Source organism: Butyrivibrio sp. LC3010 (genome assembly GCF_000424385.1).
Taxonomy (GTDB): domain Bacteria; phylum Bacillota; class Clostridia; order Lachnospirales; family Lachnospiraceae; genus Butyrivibrio.
The window spans coordinates 54,170-66,565 of sequence record NZ_AUJU01000023.1 but is presented as its reverse complement, the minus strand read 5'-3'; the positions used below and the strand labels follow the sequence as shown (position 1 = coordinate 66,565).

General features: G+C 38.2%; 16 protein-coding genes. 1 reads left to right on the top strand and 15 read right to left on the bottom strand.

All coding sequences use genetic code 11. The features are described from left to right. Positions 1-219 precede the first annotated feature (219 nt). The 14 genes from G622_RS0114440 to G622_RS0114365 form a co-directional block, all read right to left on the bottom strand. Positions 220-957: a hypothetical protein gene (locus G622_RS0114440; protein ID WP_026511290.1), complete on the bottom strand. Its 738-nt coding sequence runs from the start codon at positions 955-957 to the stop codon at positions 220-222. 368 nt (positions 958-1,325) lie between these two features. Further along, complete coding sequence (locus tag G622_RS0114430; protein ID WP_026511289.1) at positions 1,326-3,812, bottom strand: ABC transporter substrate-binding protein; 2,487 nt, start codon at positions 3,810-3,812, stop codon at positions 1,326-1,328. 367 nt (positions 3,813-4,179) lie between these two features. Beyond that, the gene (locus G622_RS0114420) at positions 4,180-5,292 is read right to left on the bottom strand and encodes a M56 family metallopeptidase (protein WP_026511287.1); all 1,113 of its coding nucleotides are present in this window, start codon (positions 5,290-5,292) and stop codon (positions 4,180-4,182) included. Beyond that, positions 5,289-5,669: a BlaI/MecI/CopY family transcriptional regulator gene (locus G622_RS0114415; protein WP_026511286.1), complete on the bottom strand. Its 381-nt coding sequence runs from the start codon at positions 5,667-5,669 to the stop codon at positions 5,289-5,291. The genes G622_RS0114420 and G622_RS0114415 overlap by 4 nt, the downstream gene beginning before the upstream one ends. A 283-nt stretch (positions 5,670-5,952) precedes the next feature. Then, positions 5,953-6,459 (bottom strand): GNAT family N-acetyltransferase, encoded by a 507-nt coding sequence (locus G622_RS23085; protein ID WP_196814224.1) that lies wholly within the window; start codon positions 6,457-6,459, stop codon positions 5,953-5,955. Next, entirely contained in the window at positions 6,431-6,883 is a 453-nt protein-coding gene (locus G622_RS0114405; protein ID WP_026511285.1) for a GNAT family N-acetyltransferase, read from the bottom strand. Before G622_RS0114405 ends, G622_RS23085 begins: the two co-directional genes overlap by 29 nt. Continuing rightward, positions 6,861-7,415 carry a hypothetical protein gene (locus G622_RS0114400; RefSeq protein WP_026511284.1) on the bottom strand — a complete coding sequence of 185 codons (555 nt, stop codon included), beginning with the start codon at positions 7,413-7,415 and terminating at the stop codon, positions 6,861-6,863. Before G622_RS0114400 ends, G622_RS0114405 begins: the two co-directional genes overlap by 23 nt. Before the next feature lie 32 nt (positions 7,416-7,447). After that, positions 7,448-7,795, bottom strand: coding sequence for a tetratricopeptide repeat protein (locus G622_RS0114395; RefSeq protein WP_026511283.1), 348 nt, complete (start codon positions 7,793-7,795; stop codon positions 7,448-7,450). After that, the gene (locus G622_RS0114390) at positions 7,768-8,043 is read right to left on the bottom strand and encodes a hypothetical protein (protein WP_026511282.1); all 276 of its coding nucleotides are present in this window, start codon (positions 8,041-8,043) and stop codon (positions 7,768-7,770) included. The genes G622_RS0114395 and G622_RS0114390 overlap by 28 nt, the downstream gene beginning before the upstream one ends. Positions 8,044-8,272: 229 nt before the next feature. Continuing rightward, positions 8,273-8,416 (bottom strand): hypothetical protein, encoded by a 144-nt coding sequence (locus tag G622_RS25845; RefSeq protein ID WP_155831505.1) that lies wholly within the window; start codon positions 8,414-8,416, stop codon positions 8,273-8,275. Continuing rightward, entirely contained in the window at positions 8,409-8,558 is a 150-nt protein-coding gene (locus G622_RS25840) for a hypothetical protein (protein ID WP_155831504.1), read from the bottom strand. Before G622_RS25840 ends, G622_RS25845 begins: the two co-directional genes overlap by 8 nt. A 162-nt stretch (positions 8,559-8,720) precedes the next feature. Then, positions 8,721-9,173 carry a hypothetical protein gene (locus tag G622_RS0114375; protein WP_026511281.1) on the bottom strand — a complete coding sequence of 151 codons (453 nt, stop codon included), beginning with the start codon at positions 9,171-9,173 and terminating at the stop codon, positions 8,721-8,723. A gap of 422 nt (positions 9,174-9,595) precedes the next feature. Beyond that, positions 9,596-9,988 carry a hypothetical protein gene (locus G622_RS0114370; RefSeq protein WP_026511280.1) on the bottom strand — a complete coding sequence of 131 codons (393 nt, stop codon included), beginning with the start codon at positions 9,986-9,988 and terminating at the stop codon, positions 9,596-9,598. 10 nt (positions 9,989-9,998) lie between these two features. After that, positions 9,999-10,316 (bottom strand): hypothetical protein, encoded by a 318-nt coding sequence (locus G622_RS0114365; protein WP_026511279.1) that lies wholly within the window; start codon positions 10,314-10,316, stop codon positions 9,999-10,001. 205 nt (positions 10,317-10,521) lie between these two features. Between G622_RS0114365 and G622_RS0114360 the strand changes: the two genes are divergently transcribed. Next, positions 10,522-10,800 (top strand): HU family DNA-binding protein, encoded by a 279-nt coding sequence (locus tag G622_RS0114360; protein WP_026511278.1) that lies wholly within the window; start codon positions 10,522-10,524, stop codon positions 10,798-10,800. 138 nt (positions 10,801-10,938) lie between these two features. Here G622_RS0114360 and G622_RS0114355 read toward each other — a convergent pair whose 3' ends face one another. Then, entirely contained in the window at positions 10,939-12,372 is a 1,434-nt protein-coding gene (locus G622_RS0114355) for an AAA family ATPase (RefSeq protein ID WP_026511277.1), read from the bottom strand. Positions 12,373-12,396 lie beyond the last annotated feature (24 nt).

Here is a 12,396-nt window from a genome sequence, read left to right as displayed (position 1 = left end):
GTAAACACGTACTAATTGTTTTTCTAATTCAGTCCCATAGGCTCATTTTTTCCGCTTTTTCAGATAAGCTTCTGCCTTTCTGATCAAGGCCGCTATTATCTCTTCTTTTCTTCTAATAAATTGAACAATCAATAATACTATTAAGACTTGTAATGTGAAATTAATTATTTGAGTAAATAATATCATTTCTCCGTACCTCCACTCATAATCTGCAAGAAACTAATAGTAAAATTCAATCGTTCCGGATTCATAACATTCATCATTTCCGAAAGCAGCTTCTCCTTTGCACCATCCACTCATGAAAAACAAAACATTTTCATATTCAAACGTGCTATCCGCAAGGCACTGCTTTGTATCATATACATATTCTATAGCATAATCCTGCTTCGCTTCTGAAACAGTCTCATCCTCTATCATAGTCTCAAGTTTTTCTGTTGATGGGACTTTTAGCATTTTAACAATCTTGTTATATTGAGATGAACCTTCATCATAACGCTCTGTAGTTCCATCTTTATAAACTACAACATGATCCGGCTCCGGAAGCATTTCTATTACTGCATTTTCATCAATGGTACTGCCTTCAACATCGGAAAAATTTAATACAATCCGCACAACAGCACAGACAATAACTAACGCAAAATACCCCCACGCCTGCCATTTTTGTGAAAAGGATTCGCCATCAATCTTTTTAAACATAGAATGAAAGAACAGAATAGTTAGAATTCCATACGGTAATGCCATTGCTAATATTTCTCCAAATCCAAGTGACGAAGGAGCGCAGATTATAACCCAAGGTAGGCAGGAAAAACCATACCCGCCAAACAGAAAAATAATTAATCTGGTTAGTTTTTTATTATCAGGACTCCATGCCCATCGTTCTCTAATAAAGAAAAATATTATAGCGATTAAAAGAGTAATTCCGATAGCCAAAAATGCATTCCAAATGTTAGAAAGCATACCGATTCTCCTCTCAATGTAAACAGTTTTTCTATGATTCTTATATATATAACGTTTGAGCTATACATCTCGTGACATAGAATATTCTTTTTATTAGTAATGAAAAATCATTTTTTTCTGATTTCTTCAAGACAACGTCCAAGCGGTGTTTCACCCTTCTTACATGGAATATTGGGTGCTGTTCCCTGAACTGCATTAATACTTCCATCAGGATTTTCGCCTACGCAGTCTGAAAAACCGATCAGTATACCCGAATCAGGAAGTAACAATAGAATCGGTGAAGTATGATTACCATCCCCCGATGTCTGTGTGCCTACTACAGTAGCCCAACCAGTAAATCATCAGATATAACAGTTTCAACCTCTGCATCATCTATTCTCACTAAGGTAAATGCTAACCCTGCTCTGGATGATATCGGCTACTTCTTCCGCAGATTTCTGATCCTCATAGAAAGCATCTGCCTCTTCATATATGATGGTCCATATCTTATTTTCATACGATACAGTATTTGTCAGGGATTTGATGAAATCCATAAGTCTGTCTGTTTCTTCCTTTGACATCTCTGTAATCTCAACTTCCTCTCCTCCTGCATACCAGGATTCAGAGGTCTCAACTTTTTTGCCATCACTATCGATGTAATACGGCTTATGCTGAGCCTTCTCAGCCTGAGCTTCCAAGGCACTTGTCTTGATTGGGAATCCATAATCCAGACGGTCCTGATAATCATCTACAAGAAACGATTTCATGAATTCCCATGCTGCTTCCTTGTTTTTACAATCCTTGTTCATTGCTATTTGTGTATTAACTGAAATATAAGACTCTCCACCATCGACTGTGGGAAAGCCGTTAAACACTATATCTTTGCCAAAATATCCCTTTTCCAGCACCTGATATTCTTTGAAGGAAGAAATATTATAAGAAAGGAGAAGTGACTTGTTTTCCCTGTAATAGGTATCATATTCTTCGTAATCCATATCCTCATCCATTTCCTCAGGGAACTGTTTTACAAATTTCAAAAGATCAACAAAGCCTTCAGAATCATAGTTGCAGGTCGCATTTTCATAGTTTATATATGTAGTTCCTGTAGTGGCATACAGTTCAGAAGCTGAATTTCTGGTCATTGCTCCCATGCCGACAGCAGGGTCTATACCGTTCTTTTCACAAATATCCTTATAATTCCCAAGTGTGACCTTTTCATCTCCTACATTATCCTTAGCAGCAACACAAGTGCTGACCGAGAACGAAGGAACAACTGTATAAAGCTTTCCGCCAACACGGGTCGAATCCACAATATTTGTCACATAATCAGAGAGCTGTATGTCGGTATCGTTTTCAATATAGGAATCCAAAGGCTCAAAAACGCCCTTTTCGGCATAGCTCTGAATCGGCATATCATAGTCAACAATCAGCATATCCGGGCCCTGTCCCTGTACAAGGTCAAGTCCCAGTTTATTTATGGAATCGCTGTAGGCATCGCCTGTATCATCCAGGTTATCCTCTGCATAGTCGATCAGACTTATCCTGTATTTGTCGCTCTTTCTGTTGAACCTGACTACCTGCTTTCTAACATCCATTGGTGTCCAGACGGTACCGATTGTGATCGTCTCCTTATCAGCAATTTCTGACGGATCAACTTTTACCATGCTTGCAAGCATCGGTTTACTGTCTTCATCGTTATTAAGCACATACAGCTTTCCACTCTCATCATCTCCTATATAGCTGAAATAATTGGACAGTATGTCAGATGATGTCAGATCGCAGATAAGGGTTGTTTTCTCATCACCAATATTAAATGCACTTATGCTTGTTGAATCAGCTATATAAAAATCATAGCATTTTCCGGGATATAAACTGCTTCCGCCATATACGCCTTCTGGAAGGGATGCCTCTCCGTCAAATGACATGTTATCCGGGTTGAATTTAACAAGCCCTGTCGAATCACCATCCCAATTATCTTCATAGATGTATATGCTGCCATCCCTCATGGCATACATGTATGCATAATAGTAATCGTCATCACCATCAGGCTTTCTCTCTGCGATCTGTTTTCCCTCACCGGTATTCTCATCATAGAATGAAAATTTTCCACTACTCTGAGTAAGGATACCTTTGTCCTTAACATATATCATGGAGCGGACATAATCCTTGGCATCAGATTCCGTGAGAGGCTGTTCCCATATAACATCCCCTGAAGGAGACAGCTTGACCATAGTGGTTTTGACATCGGAATCAGTAGCTTCTTCTGACATTGTTGTATCGTCAGTTGCTGCTTCTACATTTTCTTCATTATTATTAGCTGAGTCTGCTTCTTCTGTAGCCTTATCTGAATCTTCATCCTCTTTTGAACCAGCTTCTTCCACGGATGTTTCTTCCGCTGTTTTAGCACTTTCGCTATCTGAAACAACTTCTTCATCAGACTCTTCTTCGTCCTCCATCGCCTGGATCTTAGCCATGTATTCATCAGAGTACACAGTCTTTATAAGATAAAGATTCTCTTTCTCATCAACTGCCAAACATCTGTATGAGGTATTACCTTCTGTATCAAGCGGGATCTTCTCGACATTTTCTGCATCAAATCCCATTTTGAGCAGGGAGATCTCATCCTCATCTCCACCATAAAAATCTACCAGCGTATAGAAATTCTCCTTTGTTGTACAGCAATTCTGAATATAGCTGTCCCCATTGACCGGCAGTTCTATATCCTCCATCCGGTAGACATGATCCTTATCAATCTTGGATTCCACTTTGGTTTTTTCCTGCTCAAGTGCAGTCTCTTTTTTCCCACACGCACTTGTAAAAACCATGGTGCATACCATCCCCATGGTAAGCACCTTCTTCCAAAAACTCTTTTTCATAACCCTTTTCTCCTATTTTGAAAGCCTTATCTCCATCTCGCTTTGCTGATCTTACTAAGCTTATGTCTCGCCCCTATTGGGCATTGCTTTCTTTCTTGAAATTTCTGCCTTTTCTACTGCAATACAGCCCAAGACAAAGTACAACGCACCCAAACAGTCCTATAACAGATCTCCAAGCCATACCTGAAATCCCCAGTAATGGCGGAAACGGACAAATATTAGCCAATATAATCAGCAATCCCCCAATGACCATTGCAAATATATTTTTCATGCAAATCCTCCCAACAAAGTTTTTCCCTTCTCAAGTATCTTTAATTCCCTCATTTATATAACGCATGAGCATTTAATTTCGGGACAGAAAATCTACTTATTTTTTATATTTCTTTAAGTCACAGTATGGCTCCGCCCCAATTTCTTCTTTGCCAATAAGATCTATGTATTCCCCATCAACATAGAGTCTGTATCCCTCACTACATTCAATAAGCTCAGCATTATCCTCTGTTATGAATATTTCGTCCTCAACATAAGGCGGATCATAGTGAGGCTGTATGACCGGTACGTATGATGCAAAAAGAAGAACCAGTCCCAGCATTATGATCACAGAATTCTTCCTTTTATCTGTTCTTATATCCAAGAATACCCGGCGTGCTCTTGATACAAGCATTCTTTTCTGCGTAATTCCTGAAAAGCTTGCCACGCTGTATCCATAAGGCTTCATCGCTCTTATGACTGCCATCTTTTTCATGGTCTCGATATAACTGATCTTCTCTTCCTGTGAGTAACCTCTTACAGCAGCTTCATCGCATCTTCTTTCAGAAAGCATTTCAAAATCAACTTCAAGGAGTCTAAGCACCGGATTCCACCACAAAATACAGCTCGCAAGATGAAGCAGCATTTTGGTCAGGACATCCCTGTGTTTGATATGTGATGCTTCATGGAATAAGATATTTCTGATATCCAGGTCCGAATAATCCACCGCTGGCAATATCACACCATAATTTATAACCCCAACCGAAACAGCCTCTTCAATAAATTCAGACATTACTATTTTCTTCGGATCCAGGCCCGCGCTCCTTGCTATAAAGGCATATTCCTTAGGAAGCTCTTTACCCTGTATAATTAAAAGTCTAATACTGTTTCTGTTTTTTAAGACCTTATATCCCCAGAAGCCAATTGCAAAAGCAGCACCGGCAATCCATATGACTATCATCAGTGAACCTATAGATATAACATTGCCTATCCTTGAGTTCAAAAAATCATTAAGGCCTGTCATCACTATCCTCGATGGGATTTCAAATGAAATGCATGTTTCTATGGGAATTATGATCCTTACGAGAAGCATGACAAATGCTGCAATCCATGGGGTCATTCCTGCGGAAAACATGTTGCTATCTCTTTGCACAGCTATATGAAAAGCCAGCGCAACCGCTGTTCCAAAAAACATCGCAGTAAACACAGACCAGGTACTTATACTTATCATTTCCCGATTTCCTTCTTCTTTTCTTTTACAAGTCTGTCCAGTTCTTCTATTTCATTTGCATCAACTTTTCCAGTCCCAATTATCCCTGAAACCAGCTGAGGCAAAGATATCTTCCCTTCATACTGCATCAGTTCTTCCATCATATATTCCGTGCAGCTGACCTCAGGTGCAAAAGTCCTGGCAATTGTCTTCCCACTGTGAGTATATCCCACTTCTTTAAGAAGGCCTTTTTTTATAAGACTGTTTATGATAGAAAAACCTGATCTGTCCTTCCAACACCTGTTAGGACTTGCCTCGATCAACTCTGCCAAAGACATCTCTTTCTCCGCTGTCCAGTATGCCTGCATTATCTCCATCTCACTCTGTGTTAAGTACATCCGTTATCTCCCTGTATTTTTTTTACAATTTGAATTTCGCCTGATACGGCTGATTTCCCCAAATGTCACAATAAAAGTATATGTCATTTGTTAGTATGAGTCAATTTGATTTGACTGTATCTTTTTGCTTTTATTAAACAAAAAAGCTCTTAGGAAATCCCAAAAGCTTTTCAGTAAATCATTTTATAAATCTTCTCGAACCATTCTAATTTCTACAGCGCCAAGACTCTTAGTTTCCATAGTTTTTATTATGATTTCTATATCATAATCACCCTTTCACAATTCATAATTCTTTAACCTGTTGCGATATTCTGACATTACCTCCACGGATAAGCTGCTCCCCAACTTCATGAATACCCATATTTGCGTGAAAAGCCAGACTCTCTTTATTATAAGGAACAGTAGTAATCGCAGCGCCTACTATCTCTATGTCATTTCCTTTGGCATAATCGAATGCATATTGATATAACTTACGTCCTATACCCTTTTTCCAGTATTCTTTATCAACAACAATTCTGTCTATATAAAGGAATTTGGAATACCGCTCTTTAAACCATCTATAACTCTTGAAATCATAGTCCTCAAGACCTTCTCGTAAGGCAATGATAAAACCAGCAGGACTCTCATCTACATAGATAACATGAAAGAGCACTGCTTTTTCTGCAAAATATTCCAGTTCTCCTCTGTCCGTAGGTATCAGGACATCGACATATTCTTCATTTAATTTAAGGATATAATCATAAACCTTAGGTTCTATTCTTTTAATCATCAGCATATACCTTGAATTCATACCACTCTTCATCTGTTTTCTTAAATCCTACAGATTCAAACATACACTGACTCTGTGTATTAAAGGAATAAATATTAGCCTTGACTGTCTGCATGCCTTTTTCTTTCGCCAATCTCAGCATATCCTCAATGCAACGTCTTCCAATATGCTGATTCTGATATTCCTTGCACACCACAATGGCAACTTCCGTATTATCTCTTAGGGAGACATCTCCAACCAGCGTCCCCTTGTACTCTATATAGTAACAATCTCCATGAGAACTGAGATAATCATACATACAATGCAAAAGCTCCAGATCATATGGTTCATCCCTGTTGTCAACCTGTTTACATACATCAAGGTCTTGATACCAGGGAAGTGATACCTTATCGTTTCTGTAATATGGAATAAGTCTTATTTCATCATCTATAAGCCGTTCTTTCATCTTCCTTTTTAATACTCTCCCAATACTTCTTTACTTCAGTTATTTTCTTAACCACACTTTCCGGGAAAGGCTCATTATCATCCAGCGCAAGTAACTTTTCAATACTATCAACAGCGCTCTGTCCCAAATCATCATATAGAGCTGGCTTAAAGTCTTCATTTGCATGCCAAAACTTTATTTTCCCGGAAAGACTATTGGTTGGATTCTTATCATACTCCTGTGCTAACGAATATGCTTCATCCACACTATTTCTCATATCTTCATACTCTTTAAGGCAGGCCAGACACATAGCCTTGAGAATCAGAAGCGTAACTTTCACTTTGGATAAATAGCTGTTTTCCTCTTTGGAGATAGAATCAAAAAACTCCATCCCCCACTGTATAAGATCATAGGCTTCACTGAAGGCTTTGGTTTTGTTTGTAGCAATGAGTGCTCCTGTCATACTCATGGAAAGACCTATCATCCTGACAATTACTGAGACCAAAACTCTTGTAAATACATGTAGTGATTCATCAATCCTGCCTGTCTTCATTAATATGCGAGCTATATTTATATCTGCTATGCCTAAATAATTATTTTTTTGAAATCTTCAATAGCCTCCTCCGGAGCTTTTTCGCTTTTGAGCTCAGCAATCATAAACCGTATAAATATCTCATTAAAATCCGGATCATCATTTTGAGATATATATCTTAGCGAAGCTTCATACAACTCTATTGATCTTTTCTTATGTGCCTCTGAACCGTCTAAGGTGTAAATTACCGAGTATAACTGTGCAGACTCTTTGAGAATTTTAAAGTTCCCAGGGTATCTTACAATTGCCTTTTCCGCCACAGCCATTGCCTCATCATGCTTTCCCTCATTTAACAGCTTATTTATTCTTCTTACTATGTCCGTAACCCTCTTGGAGGACATATCATATCCAAGACCATCTTTTCGACAATAGCGCCTGCAAATGGCTGCACTACTACATTGGGAAGGAAATTAACTCCAAATACTATTGCTGACCACGCCGCACTGTGAGTGATCTGATATACAATCCATGTGAAAGCTATTGAATCTATAGAATCCCCAAAACGATTGACCACGTTGGAAAGAATAAGCTTTCTGTAATCTGATATTCTAAATATTTGTCTGTATGATATATCTTTGTTCTGTTCCATAAAATGAAGCCTCCCATCCGGTTCTGTTGCCTTCATTTTAGGTGGATTTCATATAAATAATAATACACTAATTGTATAGTTTAGAAAGATATATATTTCCTGTCAGGAAAACTATATTTGTGGATTACCTTTATACCAATCTATTTGCCTCCCAGTCTTATTTAAGGGTTGAGGCTGCATACTGTTCAAACACTGAACTGCATACAGCCTCGAATTCATTGATCCCCCGTCACATTATCTTCTCACCAAATTTGATTTTTCTGTACACTTTCCATATCAGGACAGCTGGAAGTGCAAGCACAACATATATAGTAGAAAGGCCTCCAAAAATTGCCATAAAAAATATAAATATGTATGTAATCACATCACTCATGCTTCCTACCCTCCTTAATTTCTTCAGTCTTATCTTCCTTTTCACCAGACTTGCGATAAGCAATAGCCATCCATATAAGGGAAGCGATCACAAGAAGCGTGCAGATTACACCTATAACTGTTGTCATTACTGTTGTATACATTTTTCATCTCCTTGTCTGCTGCTTCTTTGCAGCAATAAGCGTACAAAACTGGCTGCAGTCAAATATCAGTTAGTCTCAACTGACCTGCAACGCGCACGCAAACAAGAGCAGACTATATCTGCCCTTCAAAACTGATAGTTTCTTGTTGGAAATGAAATAGGATTATTTAGCCCCGTCCTGGCTATGGATATACTGAATCATTGTCCGCCTGGAACAAATAACATCTGTCCACGGAAAAATAGACGGTAGTACTGATGTATAGAAAGCACCCTCAGAAATCAGGATGCATAAAATCAATGACAGAACAAGCACCCTCTTGCTGGTGGAACCTTGCTCCAATCGTTTTATGACTTCGCTTACGGTCCTAACATCCCTGACATCAGATGCTGCCATAATGAACATATCGCTATCTTTTATATAAGTATTGGTCCTGAGCGGAAGCGTAGAAGACTCAGAACTGGTTGTTACACCATGTCCAAAATGATCTGAAAGATTCTCTATATTGTGGGCATCAAAAAACAGGCCACCCGCAATGATGGCCAGCGTCAAAAACAACAATATGGCTGTTTTTATTCCGGATAGCTGTTTCAGTTGTCTTTTCCTAATAAATCCCACTAAAGTCTCCTTATAATCTTAACTTTTTTAATTATATCGCATGATTGACACTTATCATATGAAAATCAACTAAACAAAAGTACTGCTTTTACTCCTTAACTCTCCAATTTTATAATACATCCTGATACCATTTCTCCTCAGAATTGCATCAGACAGCATTTCTTAACTTCATAATATTTTTGCCTCATATTCCGAAGTGAATAATATATCTATTCTCGCATTCAGCCTGCGCGATCAAATTCTGAAATTCCTGCAGATTATCTTTCCCAGATACAATGCTCTCAAATAAATTCAAAGACTCAGGCGGAATCAGCGATACACCATGATAAGCCAAATTCAGTATCTTTCACCTACAAATTATAATCAAAATTCGAAATTCACCAATGATGTTGCTAAGCTCATCAACATTTTAGATTATATTCCTATATCCTCGGCTTTATCATATTTCCAAGCATATCAAGCGCCTTTTTATAAGATTCTGCCATGGCACCAGGGCTTTTAACTTCAAATCCAAGCCCGGTTAAAGGTTCAGTATCACCAAATTCTGCTATAAGCATTGTCTCTTTTTCTGATAAGTGATGAGCGTTGCAGTAACTTACAATATCATCATGAAGACTCACCCCTTCGGTCCTGGTCATGGCCTCTTCAAACAGTTCACTATGCTTATCCAACCATTTAGTGTCATCTTCAGATTCCATTACCAGTACAACCTTAGACTGGTATCTTTCCCTGAACATCTTTATCTGTTTTGTCAGGATATCCCTGTCAGCATCCCCATAGCATACAATGATGTTCGCGTATCTGTTATCTTTCATTATCCCCTCATTATCCTATCAGCCTTTTAATTATATCTTTTGTATCATCACTGAAATCCCTAAGATCATCCATGGTTATGACCTTGTACCTTAAAAGAGATACAAGATGATCGTAAAAGTTTGATCTGCTGATATCTGTGATCACAACTCCAGGATTTCTCTTGTCAGACTTTAGGCGCCCTTCAAGTGCCCAGTATTTATCAGATGGGAGCTTATCGCTGTTTAGGATTTCCTTATATTCCTCAACAAGCTTCCCCATATATGCTTCCTGCCACTCAGGAAGGTTCTTTCTAAAAAGTTTCCAGTCTTTTTCAGACAATCCTGCCATATTTCAAGTCTCCATTTTTCTGAATTATTACTTACAATTTTAAGGTTGTATTATGCGTTTTACAATAATGAAGCCATGAACAATTGATGAACTAAACCTCATAAAATCAAGGAAACTTATTCACAAAATACGGCATAAGGCGTAAAACGAGACCAACCAGGGCGCATAAACCCGCAACTACACATTCTTATGGAGGTGAAAAAGTATGAATAAGACTGAACTCGTTGAAGCTATGGCTAAAGAGACTGGCCTTAGCAAGAAGGACACAGAGAAGGCTTTAAAGGCTTTCATCGATGTTGTTTCAAAGCAGCTCAAGAAGAAGGACAAAGTTCAGCTCGTTGGCTTTGGTACTTTTGAGACAGCTAAGAGAGCAGCAAGAAAGGGTAAGAACCCTCAGACTGGTGCCGAGATCAAGATTCCTGCTTCCATCGCTCCTAAGTTTAAGGCTGGTAAGGCTCTTAAGGACCTTGTAAACAAGAAGTAATTAAAGTAACTGCAACTATTAAACCTGTTTTGTAAGGAACGCAAATTAGTCATTACATCATTACAAAAAATTTCGGACTCACTTCCTATGTGGAAATGAGTCCGTTTTCATTTAAAATAATGATACCAGTTACCCTTTTTATGCAAACAAATCATCCAAAGTTATTACATTAACAAATATCCCACTATATGAATTTTTCTTTAAACCATAAGTCGTTACAAGTGTATTCCTGACTACTTTTTTTCGGGAAATCTTTTCCATAACAAGCCTGTCCCTTGTTCGCATCTTTTCTTCATAATTGTAGTCAACTGAAAACTCACCACTATAAAATTTCAGTTCACAGAGGTTCACCACATTATCTGCACGATCTATTAGCAAGTCTATTTGGGTTCCTTCGGAATCATCACTTTTTTCTTTTATCCACATAGACATACTTGCTTCGACGCCATTAATCTCAAGGGCTTTCTTTATCTGAGGATAATGCAGATAACATACATTCTCAAAAGCCAAACCTCTCCAGATATTTAAAACGCTTGAATTAACATTGTGTTGCCAGAAATTTTCTCTATTCCTCTTCCCTTTGATAAAATTTAAATATGTCAGGCAATACGGATCCGACAATCTATATTTTTCTTCTCTTTTGCCGTCTGCAAATGGGATGTACTTTATCAAAAAGTCACTTTCTTCTAGTGATGCCAATATCTTGTTAAGCTCGCTGCCCGAGACATCTTTAAACTTTCCGGCTATTTCACTTCTTGTATATCCAATACCCTTTTCAAATAAGAACTCAACAATTTCCCTGGTTTTTGTAGGCTTATCAAATGCTGATGTGAAGAGATTATCATATTCTCCTTTTAGCAAAGGGTTTTCATCAAACAATATCCGGTCAATATTCTGAGCAAGGCTCAACCTTCCATCCATATATCCAAGATAGTAAGGAACTCCACCAAACACCATGTAACTTTGCGTAATATCATATCTTGAAAACTGGATATTTTGGCTTAGGAAGTATTCTTCACACTCTCTTAGTGTAAACGGTAACAACTTAATCTTGTGGGTAATTCTATTATATAGACCACCTTTATTACTTATCAGCTTATTCTGAATCCATGAGTTAGCGCTTCCACATACTATCAGCATGATATTTCCGCGTTCATTGCACCAGCCATTATAGAATTCTTCGAACGCAGTAATAAATCTGGATCTTTTTGTATCCATCCAGGGGAGTTCATCGATAAAAACTACCTGCTTTGAGCCATCGTCTTTTTCAGTCAGCAGTTTCTTAAGCATAAAGAAGGCTTCAAGCCAACTGGATGGTTTTGCACTTTTTTTCATTCCATACATTTGCAGAGACAAATAAAAGCTTTCAAGCTGGTCGTTTAATGTAACTTTTTCACCTTTTTCATTGACAGGTGACAACCCCGTGTGATGAAAAGCATACCGTCCCCTGAACGTATTGTTTACAAGATACGTCTTTCCTACTCGCCTTCTGCCATAAATAACCACAAAGTCTGACTGGTTTCTTTCGTATAGTCTATTCAATTCATCCTGTTCTTTTATTCTTCCTATCATACTTTAATTATATCTTATTTGTCC